This window comes from Anabaena sp. 54 (assembly GCF_017355725.1).
Taxonomy (GTDB): domain Bacteria; phylum Cyanobacteriota; class Cyanobacteriia; order Cyanobacteriales; family Nostocaceae; genus Dolichospermum; species Dolichospermum heterosporum.
The window spans coordinates 1-19,351 of sequence record NZ_JAAVWA010000041.1 but is presented as its reverse complement, the minus strand read 5'-3'; the positions used below and the strand labels follow the sequence as shown (position 1 = coordinate 19,351).

Annotated in this window: 15 protein-coding genes; 12 read left to right on the top strand and 3 right to left on the bottom strand. The window is 40.5% G+C overall.

The window, feature by feature from the left end:
* Positions 1-227 precede the first annotated feature (227 nt).
* Positions 228-2,084, bottom strand: coding sequence for an NAD(P)H-quinone oxidoreductase subunit F (locus tag HEQ36_RS23560; RefSeq protein WP_168636769.1), 1,857 nt, complete (start codon positions 2,082-2,084; stop codon positions 228-230).
* A gap of 656 nt (positions 2,085-2,740) precedes the next feature.
* Here HEQ36_RS23560 and HEQ36_RS23555 point away from each other — a divergent pair.
* From HEQ36_RS23555 to HEQ36_RS23530, 6 genes are all read left to right on the top strand, one after another.
* Positions 2,741-3,049: a carbon dioxide-concentrating mechanism protein CcmK gene (locus HEQ36_RS23555; RefSeq protein WP_027401081.1), complete on the top strand. Its 309-nt coding sequence runs from the start codon at positions 2,741-2,743 to the stop codon at positions 3,047-3,049.
* Positions 3,050-3,142: 93 nt separating this feature from the next.
* Positions 3,143-3,487: a carbon dioxide-concentrating mechanism protein CcmK gene (locus HEQ36_RS23550; protein ID WP_015080435.1), complete on the top strand. Its 345-nt coding sequence runs from the start codon at positions 3,143-3,145 to the stop codon at positions 3,485-3,487.
* Between the two features lie 6 nt (positions 3,488-3,493).
* Entirely contained in the window at positions 3,494-3,799 is a 306-nt protein-coding gene (locus HEQ36_RS23545) for a EutN/CcmL family microcompartment protein (RefSeq protein ID WP_015080436.1), read from the top strand.
* A 181-nt stretch (positions 3,800-3,980) separates the two neighbouring features.
* Positions 3,981-5,636, top strand: coding sequence for a ribulose bisphosphate carboxylase small subunit (locus tag HEQ36_RS23540; protein WP_168636770.1), 1,656 nt, complete (start codon positions 3,981-3,983; stop codon positions 5,634-5,636).
* 163 nt (positions 5,637-5,799) lie between these two features.
* Positions 5,800-6,609: a transferase gene (locus tag HEQ36_RS23535; RefSeq protein ID WP_039202032.1), complete on the top strand. Its 810-nt coding sequence runs from the start codon at positions 5,800-5,802 to the stop codon at positions 6,607-6,609.
* Between the two features lie 100 nt (positions 6,610-6,709).
* On the top strand, positions 6,710-7,498 hold the full coding sequence (locus HEQ36_RS23530; protein WP_053539561.1) for a BMC domain-containing protein: 789 nt from the start codon (positions 6,710-6,712) through the stop codon (positions 7,496-7,498).
* 86 nt (positions 7,499-7,584) lie between these two features.
* On the opposite strand, the gene HEQ36_RS23525 is transcribed toward HEQ36_RS23530, so the two are convergent.
* Positions 7,585-11,796, bottom strand: a complete 4,212-nt coding sequence (locus HEQ36_RS23525; protein ID WP_168636771.1) for a DEAD/DEAH box helicase — start codon at positions 11,794-11,796, stop codon at positions 7,585-7,587.
* A gap of 734 nt (positions 11,797-12,530) precedes the next feature.
* On the opposite strand from HEQ36_RS23525, the gene HEQ36_RS23520 reads away from it, so the two are divergent.
* The 5 genes from HEQ36_RS23520 to HEQ36_RS23500 all read left to right on the top strand — a co-directional run bounded on the left by HEQ36_RS23520 (position 12,531) and on the right by HEQ36_RS23500 (position 17,192).
* Positions 12,531-13,472 carry a LysR family transcriptional regulator gene (locus tag HEQ36_RS23520; RefSeq protein WP_053539564.1) on the top strand — a complete coding sequence of 314 codons (942 nt, stop codon included), beginning with the start codon at positions 12,531-12,533 and terminating at the stop codon, positions 13,470-13,472.
* A gap of 91 nt (positions 13,473-13,563) precedes the next feature.
* The gene (locus tag HEQ36_RS23515; RefSeq protein WP_168636772.1) at positions 13,564-13,995 is read left to right on the top strand and encodes a hypothetical protein; all 432 of its coding nucleotides are present in this window, start codon (positions 13,564-13,566) and stop codon (positions 13,993-13,995) included.
* A 220-nt stretch (positions 13,996-14,215) separates the two neighbouring features.
* On the top strand, positions 14,216-15,058 hold the full coding sequence (locus HEQ36_RS23510) for a YaaW family protein (protein WP_053539566.1): 843 nt from the start codon (positions 14,216-14,218) through the stop codon (positions 15,056-15,058).
* Positions 15,040-16,335: an O-antigen ligase gene (locus HEQ36_RS23505; RefSeq protein WP_168636773.1), complete on the top strand. Its 1,296-nt coding sequence runs from the start codon at positions 15,040-15,042 to the stop codon at positions 16,333-16,335. The genes HEQ36_RS23510 and HEQ36_RS23505 overlap by 19 nt, the downstream gene beginning before the upstream one ends.
* Before the next feature lie 161 nt (positions 16,336-16,496).
* On the top strand, positions 16,497-17,192 hold the full coding sequence (locus HEQ36_RS23500; RefSeq protein WP_027401071.1) for a hypothetical protein: 696 nt from the start codon (positions 16,497-16,499) through the stop codon (positions 17,190-17,192).
* Between the two features lie 3 nt (positions 17,193-17,195).
* On the opposite strand, the gene HEQ36_RS23495 is transcribed toward HEQ36_RS23500, so the two are convergent.
* Positions 17,196-18,539, bottom strand: coding sequence for a protein kinase (locus HEQ36_RS23495; RefSeq protein ID WP_053539567.1), 1,344 nt, complete (start codon positions 18,537-18,539; stop codon positions 17,196-17,198).
* A 522-nt stretch (positions 18,540-19,061) separates the two neighbouring features.
* On the opposite strand from HEQ36_RS23495, the gene HEQ36_RS23490 reads away from it, so the two are divergent.
* Positions 19,062-19,351 (top strand): DUF2887 domain-containing protein (locus tag HEQ36_RS23490; protein WP_290708577.1); only part of this gene is annotated, 290 nt, incomplete at its 3' end.

Genomic DNA, 19,351 nt, shown 5'->3' with positions numbered 1-19,351 from the left:
TGACAGGTGACAGGTGACAGGGGACAGGGGATAGAGAATAGGGGACAGGTGACAGGTGACAGGTGACAGGGGATAGAGAATAGGGGATAGAGGACAGGGGACAGGGGACAGGGGACAGAGAATAGGGGATAGAGAATAGGGGGAGGGGGTAGGGAAAAATATTAATCTTGCTTTTTCCTCTTCTTTCTTAAATGTCACCTGTCACCTGTCAACTGTCACCTAGTTCCCTAAAAAGGTAATTTCTCGAATAAACCTAATGACAGACTAATTAGGAAACCAAGAATGCTAATAACGACAAGGATTGTTAGCATATAGCCTTGTGATTGACCAGAAATGCTGTATTTCAAACTTTGTCCGCTAAAAATCGCAGCAAAGCCGACTAAGTTGACTAGACCATCTACCAAAAAGCGATCGCTCCACGCGGATATCCTCGATAACAGCGCCACAGCACTTACAATCGTTAAGCGATAAATGCGGTCTATGTAAAAATCATAGCCTAATAAGTCTTGTATAAGTCGCCAAATCAAAATTCTCGATCTTGACCAAGCCTTGTGCAGATAAATTGTTGCGCCAATAGTCACCCCAGCAATGGTAGAAGCTACTAAAGATCCGACTACATACCAATCTAGGCTTTCCCAGCTAGGTAATAAATACCATTGCTGTAGCATCAGGGGTAATAATAGCGTCAGGATAGTTAAAGTCACCATTGGTAATGCCATTGGCCAGGCAACTTCTGGAGCGCGACGGGTTTTTGGTTGGGGTTGTCCCCAAAAAACTAACCGGAATACCCTAGTTAAATTCAAAGCCGTTAAGCCGTTAACTAAGATTAAAACCACAATTACCCAAGGGCTAATTTTTACTAAGCCGTCAGCCCAAGCTAACATTGCCCAAAAACTGCCCAAGGGTAATAGTGTTACCATACCTGCCGAACCGACTATAAAAGCTGTGGTAGTAGCTGGCATTTTTGACCACAAACCCCCCATTTCCGTTAGATCTTGGGTTTGGGTAGTGTAGATAACTGAACCAGAACTCATGAATAATAAGGCTTTGGCAATAGCATGACTCAGGAGTAACATTAACGCCACTCCACCTTGTTCCAAGCCTACCGCCAAAAATACTAATCCCATGTAAGCACTGGTGGAATGGGAGAGCGATCGCTTAATATCAATTTGGGCTAGAGATACCAATGTCGCCCCCACCGCTGTCATTACCCCCACAACCACCAAAGTATTTAAGGCAATAGGGGACAAATATAATAATGGTTGGACTTTGTAGAGGAAATAAGCACCTCCAGCTACCACCAACGAATTTCGCATCACCGAAGCTGGGTTGGGTCCCTCCATTGCCTCATCTAACCACAAATGCAGGGGAAATTGAGCGCACTTACCAGCAGGACCGGCAATTAAACCCAAACAGAGCAAGGTTGATGTCACAGGGTTTAAATCAGCGGTTTGCGCCCACTCATACAAATCCGAAAAGTTTAAGCTGCCCGCCAAAGTAGAAAGAGTCACCACAGCCATTAGCAGCAACAAATCACCTACCCGCTTCGTCAAGAAGGCATCTCGCGCCGCCGTCACTACCAACGGTTGAGCATACCAAAATCCCACCAGTAAATAAGTCGAAAGGGTGAGAACTTCCAGCAAAGCATAGCTGAGAAACAAAGAATCACTAATTGCTAGACCACTCAGAGCAGCTTCAAAAAATCCGACTAGACCAAAAAATCTGGCTAAAGACCAATCTTTTTCCATGTAGCCTAGTGCGTAAATTTGCGCCAATAGACTTAATCCAGTAATTAAAACTGTTGCCCCAACACTGACTACGGAAATTTCCAGAGCAAAAGATAATTGAAAATCAGCAGCTTGAAACCAAGTAATTACTAAATTTTCCTGTTCTCGATTCCAGATATCTTTAAATACTAAGAAACTATGGACAAAACCTAAGATGGTAGTCAATAAATTCAAGTAAGCCGCAGGTCTAGGTCCCGTACGCTGGATGATTCCTATACTCCAAGGCAAAGTCAAAATTGCCCCTAGTAAACTATAAAGAGGCACGAAGCAACTCGTTAAAAATAGAAACTCATTCATCTAATATTTTCCTTAACAACTCAGTTCCGATTCTCTTAAGCAGCCTTTAAATAATCATTTGCTCAAAAAACAATATCCTTGTGAAAATCTATGTTTTCTTAACTTTTTTTAGCTCAATATGCCTAAGCACATTTACTTTAGATTAGCCTATTATTGAGCCATTAAATATAATTTAACATCTTAGATATTCTAATAATTTTTGAACAACATTTTTTATTTTTCTGCTTTTTTTAAATTTGTTTTTTAAGTACGTTGGTAAAATTTGCAGATTTTTACCCACTGTTTATAGCCATAGCGAATCACAGGAAAGATATAGCCAGTAGCCCGTCCGTCCCATATATAGCACTCACCAATCCTCCTCATCAAAGAATTAGCTTGGGCTATGAACTATAGTAATTCTCAAAGTGATAAAGAAATTATAAAGCATAAGTTGTCACTCTAGGGATCAGTGAATTTTAATCTCATAAAAGACCGTATGAACTTTTGTTAACTTTTTTTAATATATTTTATTACAAACTATTATAGTAATTTATGTTGCCAGGGATGCCAAGGTTTCCTATGCTTAAATGTGGCAGTATTTTCGGATCAGGATGAGCATCCCCGTCCAAAATTTCCACCCATAGTTCTAATTCGATTAAATTTTGAGGAGTTCTGCGATGCCAATTGCAGTTGGAATGATTGAAACTAAAGGCTTTCCCGCAGTAGTAGAAGCTGCTGACGCAATGGTGAAGGCTGCCCGTGTGACTTTAGTAGGATATGAAAAAATTGGTAGCGCTCGCGTTACAGTTATTGTGAGAGGAGATGTTTCTGAAGTTCAAGCTTCAGTAGCAGCCGGCATTGAAGCAGCTAAAAGAGTCAACGGTGGTGAAGTGGTATCTACCCATATCATTGCTCGTCCTCATGAAAACCTAGAATATGTCTTGCCAATTCGTTATACAGAAGCTGTAGAACAGTTCCGGGCTTAGTCTAATTACTGTTTAAACGAAAAACATTAACAGGACTGCTTGCTTGAGTTTAAATCTGGTACAAGTAAAAATTTAATTTAAGGACAAAAACAAATGTCAATTGCAGTAGGAATGGTAGAGACTCTAGGCTTTCCAGCCGTAGTAGAAGCTGCTGATGCGATGGTAAAAGCTGCTCGTGTTACCTTGGTTGGTTATGAAAAAATCGGTAGTGGTCGGGTGACAGTTATCGTCCGTGGTGATGTTTCCGAAGTTCAAGCTTCCGTAGGTGCTGGAGTAGAATCAGTTAAGCGCGTCAATGGTGGACAGGTGCTATCTACCCACATTATTGCTCGTCCCCACGAAAACTTGGAATATGTCCTCCCCATTCGTTATACCGAAGATGTAGAACAATTCCGGGAAGGTGTTAACACAATCCGCCCTTTCGGTAGAAGACCATAATTAATAATGCAAATTGCCAGAGTTCGTGGCACAGTAACCAGCACCCAAAAAGATCCCAGTCTGCGGGGTGTGAAGCTACTAATGTTGCAATTAATAGATGAAAATGGCAATCTCCTGCCAGTATACGAGGTAGCCGCCGATAACAGTGTAGGGGCAGGAGTAGATGAGTGGGTACTTGTCAGTCGTGGCAGTGCTGCTCGTCAATTATCAGGTAATGAACAACGACCGTTAGACGCAGCAGTAGTGGCAATTATAGACACCATTTACGTTGAAGATCGTGTAATTTACAGCAAAAAAGACCAGTATAGATAGTCAGAACAGAGGCAAGAGGCAAAAGGCAAGAGGCAAGAGGCAAGAGGCAAGAGGTAAGAGTTGATGAAAATAGGCAACTGACCACTGACCAATGACCACTGACCACTGACCACTGACTACTGACCAATGACCACTGACCAATGACCACTGACAAAAAGCTTATTTCAGGAGGAATCTCGCAATGGTAGTCCGCAGCACGGCGGCACCCCCAACCCCATGGTCAAGGAGTTTAGCAGAACCAAAAATCAATGAAACTGCATTTGTCCACTCTTCTTGTAACCTCATTGGTGATGTCAATATAGGTGCAAATGTAATTGTTGCTCCGGGGACTTCGATTAGAGCCGATGAAGGGACACCTTTTTGTGTTAGTGAAAATACCAATATTCAAGATGGTGTGGTCATTCATGGGTTGGAGCAAGGCCGAGTCGTTGGTGATGATGGCAAGAAATACTCAGTATGGGTTGGGAAAAGTGCCTCCATTACCCACATGGCACTGATTCATGGACCTGCTTACGTTGGCGATAGTTGTTTTATTGGCTTTCGTTCTACGGTATTTAATGCCAGGGTGGGTGCAGGCTGCATTGTGATGATGCACGCCCTAATTCAAGATGTGGAAATTCCACCGGGTAAATACGTAGCTTCTGGATCAATAATTACGACCCAGCAGCAAGCGGATAGATTGCCAGATGTCCAAGCACAGGATCAAGAATTTGCTCACCATGTAGTAGGGATTAATCAGGCTTTACGGGCTGGTTATCACTGTGCTGCGGATAGCAAGTGTATTGCGCCGATTCGGGATGAACTTAATCTTTCCGGTGCTAAATCTTATATAAGTATTGAAGTTGAAGAGTTAGAAAGGAGTAGTGACGTGGTTAGCTATAGCTTGGGTGCAGAAACAGTAGATCAATTACGTTATCTACTAGAACAAGGATTTAAAATTGGGACAGAACACGTAGACCAAAGACGTTTCCGTACAGGTTCTTGGCAAAGTTGTCAAGCAATTGAAACTCGGTCTTTAGGTGAAGCTGTTGCGGCTGTAGAGTCTTGCTTGAGAGACCACAGCGGTGAATATGTGCGTCTATTTGGTATTGATAGCAACAGAAGACGAGTATTAGAAACAATCGTTCAACGTCCTGAAGGTGTTGTTGCTGGTACATCTAGCTTTAAAGCCCCTGCCGCTGCATCTGCTGGTAGTTACAATGGTAATGGTAACGGCAATGGTGTTGGTAGTGCCAAATTGAGTGCAGAAACTGTAGATCAAATTCGTCAACTTTTGGCTGGTGGTTTCAAAATTGGGACAGAACACGTAGATGAGCGTCGCTTCCGTACAGGTTCTTGGAACAGTTGTGAACCAATTCAATCTAATTCGGCTCAAGCAGTTGTAGCTGCCTTGGAAGAGTGTATAGAAACTCATCAAGGTGAGTATGTACGTTTGATTGGGATTGACACTAAAGCCAAACGTCGCGTATTAGAAGCAATTATCCAAAGACCAAATGGACAAGTAGCATCTTCTGGTAGCACAAAATCATTTACCAGTACAAGTTCTGCCACTGCAACGGCGACAGCTACTAGCACCCGGTTAACTGCGGAAATAGTAGGTCAATTGCGCCAACTATTGTCCAGTGGGGCAAAAATTGCGGTGGAACACGTAGATCAACGCCGTTTCCGCACAGGAACTTGGACAGTTGCGGGTCAAATTCAGGCTACATCTGAAAGAGAAGCGATCGCTGCTCTAGAAGGATACGTCTCTGAATACCCAGGCGAATATGTACGCTTAGTTGGGACTGACCCTAAAGCGAAACGCCGCGTATTAGAAGCAATTATCCAACGTCCGTAGAGGCAGGCGCAGGGGAGCAGGGGAAGTAGGGGAAGCAGAGGAAGTAGGGGAGAAATTTTCTTCCTTCTGACAACTGACAACCGACAACTGACAACTGACAACTGACAACTGACAACTGACAACCAACAACTGACCATTTCCGGCTTCCGAGGTAATAAATTCCATGTCTGTATCGCTGCTACGCCTGGGCGATAGATTTGATGCTCATATTCATGGCGACGTAATTATTCATCCCAGTGCAGTAATAGCTCCTGGGGTAATTCTGCAAGCAGCTACTAACAGTACAATTGTGATTGGGGCTGGAGTATGTCTGGGTATGGGATCAATTCTCCAAGTAAGTGAGGGTATTCTAGAAATAGAAGCAGGAGCAAACTTGGGAGCCGGTTTTTTGATGGTTGGTGAAGGCAAAATTGGGGCTAATGCTTGTATTGGTGCAGCCACAACGGTTTTTAACTGTTCCGTAGCGCCAGGACAAGTTATTCCCTCTGGTTCAATTTTGGGAGATACTAGTCGGCAGATTGTTGAACCGTCAGCGGTACAACCAGAATCTACTAATTCTCAACCAGAGAAACCAGAGGAATCAGCCGAACAACTTGAATCTCCTCATTCTCAACCAGAGAAACCAGAGGAACAGGAAAAAGTATTTTCCTCAACTCAACTCTCGGTTGCGGCTTTTCTGGAGTTTAAACACCAATCTACACCTGTATCTCCACCTTCACCTACACCGAAAAGCCAGTCTCCACCAGAGTCGGAAACGGCTGTGGCTAGTGATTCCACCCCCGTTGAAACTCCGCTTCCAGAGTCTACAGAAACTACTTCTGAAAACTTAGAACCTAGCGAGTCTGATCTAGAAGCTCACAACATTTTTGGTACGCAAATCTATGGACAAGGTAGCATAAATAGGCTGCTGAGTACATTATTTCCCCATAGACAATCCTTGGGTAACGAAAACTCTCACAATTCTTCAGGTTAAGTGTTAAGTATGAAGTATGAACGTAAGTCCATATTAAAATGCTAGTTTTCATTCTTTTGTGATTGAAGACGCTATACGAACCTTATCCTGGAAAATTTAGATGGAAACATATAATCAAAGTGCTTTGAGTAATATTCATGCACCACGTCGCCGTGATAGCCTCAAAGACACTGCTTTAGGTTTAGTCTCGACTCTCAGTTTTCCCGCTATAGTTGGCACGGCTGACATGATGTTAAAGTCGGCTGGAGTCCACTTAGTTGGTTATGAAAAAATTGGTAGTGGTCATTGTACAGCAATTGTCCGAGGTGGCATTGCTGATGTCCGTTTGGCTGTGGAAGCTGGTGTGCAAACGGCTGAACAGTTTGGACAGTTGGTTTCTAGTTTGGTGATTGCGCGTCCTTATCCTAATTTAGATATAATTCTACCTATTAACCGTCTGACTCGATTTATGGGAGATGGTGGTGGATACAGCCGTTTGAGTAATCAAGCGATTGGGTTGGTGGAAACTCGCGGGTTTCCTGCTATGGTGGGTGCTTGTGATGCTATGCTTAAAGCTGCTGATGTGCAATTAGCATCTTATGAGAAAATTGGCGCTGGTTTGTGTACGGCAATTATTCGCGGTTCAGTGGCTAATGTTGCCGTAGCAGTAGAAGCGGGAATGTTTGAAGCGGAACGCATTGGTGAGTTAAATGCAGTTATGGTGATTCCTCGTCCTTTGGATGAGTTGGAAGAAACTTTACCTGTGGCTAGTTGCTGGATGGAAGAACGTCAACCAGTTAATATACCTATTAATATTAAAGATAAAATAACAGATGTGGAAGCTGTGGAGTTGCCTGATTTGGCGAAACTGCCTGTGAGAGTTAAGGAAGAGATTTGGAATGATGAATAAGTAGGGCTTGCTGATAGCGTAGCGTTAGCCATACTTCTAGCCCTCACAGACAACTTTTCCAGCAAAGCCTACTTGTATAAAACTCATCAACCTTCATGAATCAATTGCAATAATGCTTCCGTTGATATCTTGCCACTCATGTCAGTACCTTCCAAGAGACTATCCGCCAAATCTCGCTTGTGATGATGCAACTCCACAATCTTATCTTCAATAGTATCCTTAGCCACCAGACGATAAATTGTTACCGGGCGTTGTTGTCCAATCCGGTGGGCGCGGTCAGAAGCTTGATCTTCCACAGCCGGATTCCACCAAGGGTCTGTATGGATCACGTAATCAGCAGCGGTGAGATTCAGTCCTGTACCCCCGGCTTTGAGACTAATGAGAAAAACATCCCCATCCCCAGATTGAAAGGCATCCACGCTTCTTTTCCGTTCTGCCATTGGGGTACTACCATCTAAATATTGATATTTAATCCCTTCTTTAACCAGATAATTGCGGATGATATGTAAATGGTCAACGAACTGACTAAACACCAACGCCTTATGGCGATTTTCTAAAAGTTCACCCAGCACCTCACCAAAAAGCTGCAACTTAGAACTGGATAATTCAGTGTCAGGCATTACCAAACTAGGATTACAACAAGCGCGACGCAGTTTCATAATTTCCGCTAACACTTGTAAATGTTTCTGTCCTGCATCTGCATTACTTTCAGTTAGTTTAGATATAGCTTGACGACGCAACGCTTCATAAAATGCTTTTTCCTCTTTACTTAACTCCACATGAAGCAGAATTTCCGTGCGAGAAGGCAATTCTTCTAACACCTGATTTTTTGTCCGTCGTAATAGGAATGGTTGAATTAGTTTTTTCAGTTTATTACGTGCTTGTTTATCTTGATATCTCTCAATGGGATTTGCAAAGCGTTGATTAAAGCTTTCAAAAGAACCCAATAAACCAGGATTAATAAAGCGGAACAAATTCCACAACTCACCCAGATGATTTTCAATGGGAGTTCCAGTTGTCAGCAGTTTAAAATTAGCTTTCAGGTTCATGGCTGCTTGGGAACGTTTAGTAGCCATATTTTTAATTGATTGGGCTTCATCCAATACAATCGTTTGCCACTGCACTTGAGCAAGCATTTGAGATACTTCTTCCTGCTGCAATAATCCATAACTACATACCAACATATCCAATGGTTGTAAACCATCCAATAATTTTTGGCGGTTAGCACCAGAAAATTGCATAATATTCAGAGTTGGGGCGAATTTCTGCGCTTCACTCACCCAATTCATACAGACGGAAGTGGGGGCAATAATTAAAGTTGGACCTGCATGGGCATTTCTAAGAATGACTGCTAATGCTTGCACGGTTTTACCCAGTCCCATTTGGTCGGCTAAACAAGCACCTACACCCCAATGTGCCAAACGCGCCAACCAACAGAAACCATCCATTTGATAGTCCCGTAATTCGGCTTGAAACGTAGACGGGAGTTCTGGTTGCAGGTCTTGCACTTCCTTGAGTTTCTGGATATGTTCTTTCCAGTGTTTATCTGCTTTTAGCTTACCTACCTCATCCACAAAATCCTCTAATCCTAATGTGGCTAAGGGGTGGAAACGCATACCTTTACCATGTTTTTCCGAAAACATCCGCAATTCGTCAAGACGTTTGCGAAAAGCTTGGGTTAAAGCTAGAAATTGACCATCACCCAGGGGAATAAATCGGCTGGGGGTTTTCTCTAAGAGTGCTAGGAGTTGCTGCATATCTAGCACCAGGTCGTCATTTAATTTTAATTCACCGGTGGCTGCAAACCAGTCTTGTTGACGTTGAATTGATAAATTAAAGTCTTTCAAGTCTGCATTGTGACTTACCCGCAGTTTTTCCCCTTCTGGCCAAGCCATAACTACGCTGTTTCCCAGTGTTTGCAATTCTAGCAGCAGTTCTAAACAGTCCTCTGCTTCTTCTATTGTCCATTCACCATCTTGTTCTTCAATGCGAGTTAGGGTGGGACAGGCTGCTATAGTTGCTTGGGCGAGTTGTTTTTCTTCTGATAGATTGCGTTTAGTTTGCAGACGTTTACCTTCAATTTCGGCAATGACTGTTTCACCACCTGCACCGGGACGGAAGTATGGTCCACCCTGGGTAAAAGGACGGGATAAGAGGGTGATTTTCAAGCCCGAATTGGCAGGTAAGAGGTGAATATGGGGTAGGGTTTGGGCGGGGACTTCTTCGGCATTTTCTAGTCCCCCACCAATGTCAGAATGGACGGTAACAATACCAGAGACGGCATTAATGGCTGCTAAAACTTGCTTTTCGGCGATCGCAGGAACATTTAATTTGTTATCTTTACCAATAATCTCGGCAATACGTCTGTGTTCAGCTTTAATTTCAATAACTTTGATGCGGGTTGGGGTTTCTTTAATATGCAGAATATTCTGTGATTCTGGTAATTTGGGCGAAAATTCCAAGGTGAGACGACCTTGTTTTTCTTTTTTCACCAGTAGTTCTGGTTCTCCCTTGACGATTTCTACGCGGATATTGGGTGTATCTTCCCAAAAAACTACTGGATGTCCAATTAAAGCTAAGATGGCTTTTTCGTTAAACATATAGTCAACTTTGCCATAATAGCCCTCACTATATGCCTCAATACAACCACAGACCCGCATATCTTGGGGTGTGACGTAATCAAACTCAGCTAATCCACTGCTAAGACGTTTAAGGGCTATGGGACGACCTTTACTCCATTCTCCTTTGGCATTAACTTTTTGTTCTTTGGGCTGTAAACTACATTGAACGAAATGGAAGGTGATGAACCATGCTAACCGCAGTTCTGACTCTGGTTTGCCAGGTTTTTGTGGTTGTTTCTGGAGATTTGCGAGGGCATTGAGGCACATTTCCCAATCTGCTTGGGGTTGGATTACATCTACTATGGTTTGGATGCCGCTATCTTCTCGTAGTGCCGCTGCTTGTTGTTTATAGTTGCTGCTGGGTTTGAGTCGGGATAGAAGTTCTGCGGTTTCCATTGTCAGCCAGTGATGACCGGATGCGAGCGATCGCCGATATAATGGCTCTAATAAATCAGGTAGGCGTTTTTTTGCACTCTCAGCATCCATCCAGTAAAGGCACAGAGAACAAAATAATGTATTTAAGCTATTTTTTTCTTCTACAGAAGCAATATAGGCACTTACTACAAGTTCTTTTTGGGTAATATCACCTCGCTGAACTTGCAGTACCATTTTCAATCTGACATAAACAAATGTGAGCCAATGATCTGATTCACGAGACATTAATGTGGCATACTCTTCTGCTTCTTTGAGGCGTTCTGCTGAACCATCTTTTAACAATGCTAAGATAAAAAATAAGCCGCCCATTGTATTAAAATATATTGAGCGTTTGCCTGTGGCTTTTTTTATAGCTTTGAGGGCATCTGTATAATATTTAATGGCTTGTTCATTTTCACCTCGAAGAAAATTCAACCAACCCCAATAAGTAGCTGTGTTATGTTGATATTTCTCTGATATCCGTTCTAAACTATCCTGTGCTTCTTCGGTATCACCCCGTAATAAGAATTGTTCTGTCAAAACCAGATTTAGATAATCTGAAGCATATTTTTCAGATTCACAACATTCTTCGTCTAGCATCATAAACGCATCTTCGCAGTCAGCCAATTTTAATGCCGAATTGAAGAGGATGCTAGATATACCACGTTCATATAATTCTTGTGGTAAGGTCTTAAACCAATTTTCGTCAAATGGGTTATTGCATATCTGCTCAAAAATATTTTTTATGACTATTTTTTCTGTATGATTACTGTAATTTTGGTAATCTTCAATTTGCTTATTAATAAAATTAAGGTCTTGGCGGTAAAGACCAATGCGGATTTCTCTGATACACTGGCGGAGACTGCGGAACATCCGCGAATTCTTGTTCCAGTGATTACTTACAGGTAGTTTTTCCTCTACGGCTTTAACTAATATATCGAACTTTCCGGTTTCTACCGCATGACGAGTAGCAATTTCTGTGAGTAACGGATGGCATTCAGGACCTGATTTGTTTTCCTTAACTAGCAAAAGTGCTATTACCAATTTTTCAATTTGGTAATTGAGGGTTGTAGCAGTCCAAGGTCTATTCTTTTCGTCTAAGGCAGCAGTTTGCGAAAGACAACTGAGGAATGAACTTTTGTCTATCGGTGCATAAATTATCGAAAACAATTGGATAATCTTTTGGATAGTAGGGGATAAATCGAAGTATTTTTTAGCGAGTTGTGTTCGTAATTGGGTGGAATTAGCGTTAAAATCAGACATGGTACTAATAATTGACACCGTTGTTAGGTATCTGGTGTAGATGTGCAAAAGCAGTTGAGCTTTTAACTGGAATATTACCTTTTAGATTACCAGATGAATTGCTACATTTTCTCAAAGTTTGAACCATTAACCCCGTTCTGTCACTCTCGGAACACAATAATCGAATCCATCTTTTGTATACTGCAAACGGTTCATAGTTTAACCAAATATGAAACCCCCCTCCAAACCTCTCCCCGCAACGGGGAGAGGCTTTGAACCTTGTTCTTTGTATAATAAAAAAGTCCAGCTTCTAGCCGTTTTGAGTATAATTACAGGATTATTTCGTTTGTATAGCCGCGTTCGCATAGCGTGGCGTAGCTATATTATGTTTACCATATCTAGTAGTTCGTCAAATTTATTTTGACGGATAATGATCGGAAAAAACTTCTGTTCTTCCCTCCCCTACCCCCCCACCCCCCCCCCCCCCCCCCCCCCCCCCCCCCCCCCCCCCCCCCCCCCCCCCCCCCTCCCCTACCCCCCAACCTCCCCTACCCCTGCTTCCCTCCACCCGTCATTTTCGGGTTGACAGACTACTAGGTGCTACCCTAGCTAGTCTCAGGACAGATATAATGACAAAGAATATACATTTATATATATACTAAACTTGAGGACTTTGTATAAATAACACTTAAAAGATCCCTAGTGTTACGCGATACCAAGCTATATCTACAAATTGTTATCAGAGGAGAATCAGCTTGAATCAAGCGACGTTGCACCAGTTGAAGGTGTTTGAGGCTGCTGCCCGACATGGTAGTTTTACACGCGCTGCGGAAGAGTTGTTTTTGACTCAACCTACCATTTCCATGCAAATCAAACAGTTGACAAAATCAGTAGGTTTACCATTGTTTGAACAGGTAGGAAAGCGTTTATATTTGACGGAAGCGGGACGGGAATTATTTGCTACTTGTCGGCAAATTTTTGAGACTATGGACAAGTTTCAAATGACTATTGCGAATTTAAAAGGATTGAAGCAAGGACAATTAAGACTGGCTGTAATTACTACTGCTAAGTATATTATTCCCAGATTGTTAGGTCCTTTTTGTCAGCTTTACCCTGGGATTGATATTTCTCTCCAAGTTACAAATCATGAACTGATTTTAGATCGGATGATGGGTAATTTGGATGACTTGTATATTATGAGTCAAATTCCTGATCATTTCGATGTCAATTTTCAGCCATTTCTAGAAAACCCTTTAGTAGTTTTTGCACCGGCGAATCATCCCTTAGCGAAGGAAAAAAATATTCCGATTGAACGTTTGGGAGAAGAACCGTTTATTATGCGTGAACCGGGTTCGGGAACTCGCAGTGCTGTCCAAGGTCTGTTTGAAGAACATGGGGTAAAGGTGAAGGTGAAATTGGAGTTGGGGAGTAATGAAGCGATTAAGCAAGCGATCGCTGGTGGGTTAGGTATTTCTGTATTATCCCGTCATACTTTACTCACAGACGTTGCGGAATTCAGTATTTTGGATGTCCAACACTTTCCGATTAAACGCACCTGGTATATGGTTTACCCTGCTGGTAAGCAGTTATCTATTATTGCTCATACTTATTACCAGTATCTTTTAGATGCAGCGAAAAAAATTACTGAGCAAGGTGGTTTAATATTAGATCATAATGCGGTGGCAACCCATCTTTAGATCAAGCTACTACAGATACATAATCACTTGGCTATGTATCTAAAAATTACCAGTAGCTTGACTATAAACTTGTTTTAAAAAGGGAGAATTAATGATGCAAGTTCAAGGAATAGCTATCTCTTTAGTTTTGGGTCTTTCTTTACCCATAGTTGCAGATGTTTCCGTTCAGAGTCAGGCTGTAGCTAACCTGGCTTTTCCAGAGGGGGAATTTTTTGATGTGCAAGGACAACCACGAAATTGGCATTTAACTCTTTGGCAAGCTAAAGGTCAATATTATTATAAAAACTTAAACCTCAAAACAGGTAAAAAACTTTGTTTAATTGGTGCTAAAGCATCTGGTACTCAAGCCCGTCCTGTCTTCACTTGGACTAATGCTAAATATAAATACCGAGTTTCTTGGCAAATTGTTCAACCTGAATTAGTAAGATTAGAGGTAATAGATCCTTCAGGTAAGGCGATTTTAAATCAATTTCTAGTCCGTGAACCTGGGGAATTTGAAGATCCTAACGCCAGGAAATGTTAGAATCAACCTTCCGCAGATATTAAAGCGAATTTAATAATTAGGTGTTGCTGAACTGAAGTATGAAATTGAAAAATCAATGATTTTAAACTCTTACTCTCTGCGACTGGAGCGCCTCTGCGTGAGGTAAAATCATATTCTGAATCAGTAACGCCAATAATTTTGATTAACAAGATAGTAGAATAAGGTACAGACTACGTGGTACAGAAGAGAGGAAGGGAAATTGGAAGAACTCAGGGCGGTATTGGAATTAGCCACCGAAGAGGAACTACAGGACTTGACAGCTATTCTGTTTAGTCGCAAGTTTAACCCCTTAGATTATGTTCATACACCCGAACCTATTGCAGTGCAAAGCCAAGATCACCAAGCTTGGTTAGATACAATAGAAGACCGCTTTCGGTTTTTAGCGGCTGATGGTATAACAGTATTACGAGGACGCACTGATCAAGTAACTTACCGACAAGCCCTAATTCAAGTATGCAAATATTTGAAAATTCACTATTATCAAGATCTAACAACAATTGATTTAGAAGCAGAAATTTTTTTGCATCTACTGGGAAAGGTTTGGAAAAAGCTACCAAAACAAGAAAAGCAACAATTAACTATTAATGTGCAACGTCAGTTAGTAGAATCAAAACTTAAACAACCATTACCATTGTCATTGCAACGTGATCCTTTAGGATTAATATTTAAAGGTGGTAGTGCTTTGGCTGTAACTTCTGTCATCCAACCTTTTGTTCTTCAACAAATCGCCCGTCAATTTGCTATTCATTTTGCTACCTATCAAGTAGCTAAAGAAGCAGCAATTACAGGTACAGGATTAGCTACCAAACAGTTTCAAAACTATGTGGCTTTGCAAATGTCCCGTCGAGGTATGACCATGAGTGCAGCCCGTTATGGTGCGGTTCGTGGTGCGTTTGCTTTGGTAGGTCCTGTGATGTGGGCTTGGTTTTTTGCTGATTTGGGTTGGAGAGCGATCGCCACAAACTATGGCAGAATTATTCCTACAGTCTTCACCCTCGCGCAAATTCGTCTTACCCGTACAGAATGTTGGGAAATAGCTTAAATAAAAGTTTTTATCATCCAAACCCCCGCCTACAAACCCCTTGGCATTGGCTACAATTTGGACTAATATCTTTTCCTCTGAGTCCATTTTTGGGCGGTATCTCTATTGTTGTGGCATCATTGCTAACCTGGCGTAAACAATACCATATCATTAGCGATCGCCCAATTCACAAGGGATTTGCTATTTTGAGTATCTTACTCCTGATTACCACCGGATTCGCCTCTGGCAAACTCGATGCTGTTTTGGGTTTATTCAACTTCATCCCCTTCTTCTTCTTTTTTACCGGACTCACTCCTCTCATCCAAACACCCGCCCAATTACGACAAATTGCTTGGATCATGGTATTTGGATCTATACCTGTTTTAATCATTGGTTTTGGGCAATTATTTCTCGGTTGGAATTTCCAATTTCAGTTTTTATGGATTGTTTTTGATTGGATAGTTGCACCAGAAAAATCATTATCAGGACGCATGACTGCTAATTTCATGCACCCTAATACTTTAGCTGCTTATTTAGTAACTATTTTTATTTTGGGTTTAGGTTTATGGCTAGAAAACTACCACAAACTCAAACAAAACAATCCCCTAATTATCTTCTTGACAATTACTGTATGTACTAACTTTATCGCCTTAATTTTCACCAATTCTCGTAATGGTTGGGGAATCACTATTTTTGCCTGTTTAGCTTATGCTTTATATAAAGGTTGGCGATTAATTGTTGCGGCTGTTTTCACCATTACCAGTCTTTGTTTCTTCGCAGCTTTTGCACCTGCACCTATTGCCCAATTTTTCCGACTTTTTGTTCCCTACGGTATTTGGGCGCGATTAAATGATGATATGTTTCCTAATAGACCAGTAGGATTAATGCGGAAAACTCAATGGGATTTTGCCTGGAATCTCACTCAACAACATCCTTTAACTGGTTCAGGTTTACGCAGTTTCGGAAGACTTTATAAAACCCAAATGCAAATTGATGTTAACCATCCTCATAATTTATTTTTAATGCTGTCTGCCGAAACTGGGTTAATTACTACTTTGCTATTTTGTGGTTTACTAATTTGGATCTTAATTACAGCCAGTCAAATTCTCTGGAAATCTAAATCTATAGCACCAGAAAACAGATTAATCTTCTTTAGTTATATTATCACCTTTAGCGGCTGGATACTATTTAATACTGTTGATGTCACCACTTTTGATATTAGGTTAAATACTCTCTCTTGGGTTTTCCTAGCTGCATTATCTGGCGTTATGTATCAATATCAATCACGTCATAAGTAGGTTAGCATTGAAAATAGTCGTTATGGCAAGGCAAGAGGCAAAAGGCAAGATTGAAGAGGGTTTGGGTGATTTTACGTTTCTTTACACAGTTTGGTTTTATTGTGTTCACCTACTTATATCTATTGCACTATAAAAAGTAGAACCAGGAGAATTATTCAACTATGAACTTAATTACCAGGATATTTTTGCAAATGTACCGTAATCGCTGTTTTCCCCAAGTCTTTGTCTTTATTTTCATGATTACTAGCTTGTTTGCTTGTAGTGTAACTGAAAATAGTACATCTGCAAATGCTAAAAATCCCCAACGGTCACAGTTAAGCCAAAATAGCTTACCTCAATCTATTTCTCAAGCAGTTCTCAGAGATGCTTCTAGAGTTTCTGGGTTAAAAATTTCTGATTTGAAAATTACTCAAGTTACATCTACTATTTTTAGTAATCCCTGTATTTTCCAATTTGGAGAAGTTTGTACAAAGGAATATAATCCTATTCCAGGCTGGACTATAATTGTACAAGTGAAAGAACAATCTTGGATTTATCATGTCAATAAATCAGGTTCACAAATTCTTTTAGACCCGAAAATTAGCAATAATCAATTACCAAAAAAAATTACTAATGGGGTTTTGAGTGATGCTTCTAAACGTTCTGGTTTAGCAATAAGTTCTCTGAAAGTTACCCAGTCAACCCAGAAAACTTTTAGCAATTCCTGTGTGTTTAATTTTGGTGAAGTCTGCGCTCAAATATTTGATCCCATTAAAGGTTGGGAAGTAATTGTTAAGGTCAAAAATCAATTCTGGACTTATCATGTAGATATAACTGGTACACGCATTGTTTTAGATCCTCAAATTACTAAAATTTAATAATCAAACACATTCTAACAAAGCTACTTTAAACTCAGCCGCAGTTTGAAAATGAATTTTTGGCTTTTCTATTAAAGCCAAATCTATCACTTCTGCTAATTTTTCGGGAATACTACTATCACGTTGACGAATGAGGACAGCATCATTTCTTAGCACACAATTCCAGGAATCACCAACAAAATCACGGGGGAAATATCCCGTTAACATATTATATAAACAAGCAGCACTTGCCCACACATCAACCTCTGGTAAGGAATTTTTTAAATCTAGCAATTGTTGACGGCACATAAACGCAGGAGTACCCATTTTCGCACCTGTGAAAGTGTGTCCACTCAATCCAGCTAAATCAAAAGCTTTGGATAATCCATAATCTCCAATTTTAGCCACCATTTTACCGTTGACCTTGGTAATAAAAATATTATTCGGTTTTAAATCTCGATGTACTAAACCTTTTCCTTTTCCTAGTCTTCCGTCTGCTAATTTCACACAAGGAACTTCAACATTATGGGTATATATTAACCCGTCTAGAACTTGCAGAGTAATATCAACAGCTATGCTAACAGGTAACTGTCCTCCTGATTTCTCCATCAAATTCCAAACATCCCCACCTGCACAATATTCCATTGTAAAGAAAAAGGTATTTTCGACATAGCCATAATCTAACATCTGCACCACATGAGGATGTTGTAAATATTTGGTGTTTTCTGTTTCTCGCAAAAACATTTTTACACCCAGTTCTTTAGCAGCAACTTTAGGTAACATTAACTTTAGTGCTACCCGTTTTTTAGTGGGGATATGTTCAGCTAGAAATACTTCTCCAAATCCACCTTCACCTAAAGATTTTATAATCTGATAATTAGAAATTTTCTGGAGATTTTGATTACCTTGATTTGCTAAATTTAGCAGGTTTTTAATAATTTCAAAAAAGTTCGGTCTATTATTTTCTTCTGCAACTGGAATATAAGGAGTTTTCTGTTTTTCCAGTTCTGTTTCTACACCAATATCAAAAATAATATCTCCTACCGCTACCTGGTCATTATTGACTAAATCATATTCAGTAAAAACTATCTTTTTTGCTTCCTCTGGAGATTCTCCCGCTTTCCTTTGTCCGATTTTTTTACCATTAACAATCGTACCGTTTAAACTCCCTAAATCACGGATTCTCATTTCTGGAGGATTGATATCTAATAAGCAATGATAGCGGGAAACTGTCATATCAATATTATCGGCAATTTGCAAATTGCAATCTTCACCTCTGCCGATAATACAAGTGCTGCGACTATCAAATATATATTGTTTTCCTGAAAGTTTTCCTGTGGTAATGGTGAGGGTGACGGTAGATGGCATTTTCCTAATAATTAATTATTTAAGGTTGTGGTAAATATTATACTCTGTAGGTTGGGCTAAGTGATAAGGCAACCCAACAAATCCAGCCAATTAAATTTTCATCATGTTGGGTTTCCTTACGTCAGGATATAAGTTATTTGTATGGGATTTTGGCAAAAAAGCACTTTCTCAATTATTGGGGGTTTATTTTCATTATTATTGAGAATTTTATCAATAATGTAACGAGTTTTGGTAATTTCAGCTTGGGGGGTTGACAGTGTTCTGAGTTTTGGGTATGCTTATGGTATGTGTGGAAAAGTGTGCGCCCATATATATAAGGTTTTTATTTATCAAGATCATAATTTCCCAAATAAATCCCAGAAGCAGGGAAATAAGAAAATAAAATTTGTTCTCATAACCAAAATACCAAAACGTTATCTTGTATCTCAGGATGAAGATGCAATTACAGTAGATATAGAACTGGGAAAGATGGGTAAAATCAGCAGATAAATAAGTAATTAAGAAATATCAAAATCAGGAATAATGCACACAGACACAATATTCTACCAAATCTTCCTCACGTTCCATACCCTATTATTTGAAATTCTAGGAGAACCCACAGAAAACGCCACAGATTATAAATTTACTTCTGTGGAAGTGAAAGAAAAAGCATTTCGGTTTGATGGAATTTTTATGGCAGATAGCGTAGAAAAACCCATCTATTTTGTAGAAGTGCAATTTCAACCAAAACCAGACTTTTACTGGGAATTAATCGCCGAAATCAATATTTATCTCAATCAATTTAAACCTGTACAAGATTGGCAAGCAGTGGC

Coding starts and splice junctions, on each gene's coding strand:
- HEQ36_RS23555 (WP_027401081.1), top strand. CDS start 2,741: ATGCCAATTGCAGTTGGAATGATTGAAACTAAAGGCTTTCCCGCAGTA.
- HEQ36_RS23505 (WP_168636773.1), top strand. CDS start 15,040: ATGTTGGGAAATAGCTTAAATAAAAGTTTTTATCATCCAAACCCCCGC.
- HEQ36_RS23550 (WP_015080435.1), top strand. CDS start 3,143: ATGTCAATTGCAGTAGGAATGGTAGAGACTCTAGGCTTTCCAGCCGTA.
- HEQ36_RS23545 (WP_015080436.1), top strand. CDS start 3,494: ATGCAAATTGCCAGAGTTCGTGGCACAGTAACCAGCACCCAAAAAGAT.
- HEQ36_RS23495 (WP_053539567.1), bottom strand. CDS start 18,539: ATGCCATCTACCGTCACCCTCACCATTACCACAGGAAAACTTTCAGGA.
- HEQ36_RS23560 (WP_168636769.1), bottom strand. CDS start 2,084: ATGAATGAGTTTCTATTTTTAACGAGTTGCTTCGTGCCTCTTTATAGT.
- HEQ36_RS23535 (WP_039202032.1), top strand. CDS start 5,800: ATGTCTGTATCGCTGCTACGCCTGGGCGATAGATTTGATGCTCATATT.
- HEQ36_RS23515 (WP_168636772.1), top strand. CDS start 13,564: ATGATGCAAGTTCAAGGAATAGCTATCTCTTTAGTTTTGGGTCTTTCT.
- HEQ36_RS23500 (WP_027401071.1), top strand. CDS start 16,497: ATGAACTTAATTACCAGGATATTTTTGCAAATGTACCGTAATCGCTGT.
- HEQ36_RS23530 (WP_053539561.1), top strand. CDS start 6,710: ATGGAAACATATAATCAAAGTGCTTTGAGTAATATTCATGCACCACGT.
- HEQ36_RS23525 (WP_168636771.1), bottom strand. CDS start 11,796: ATGTCTGATTTTAACGCTAATTCCACCCAATTACGAACACAACTCGCT.
- HEQ36_RS23540 (WP_168636770.1), top strand. CDS start 3,981: ATGGTAGTCCGCAGCACGGCGGCACCCCCAACCCCATGGTCAAGGAGT.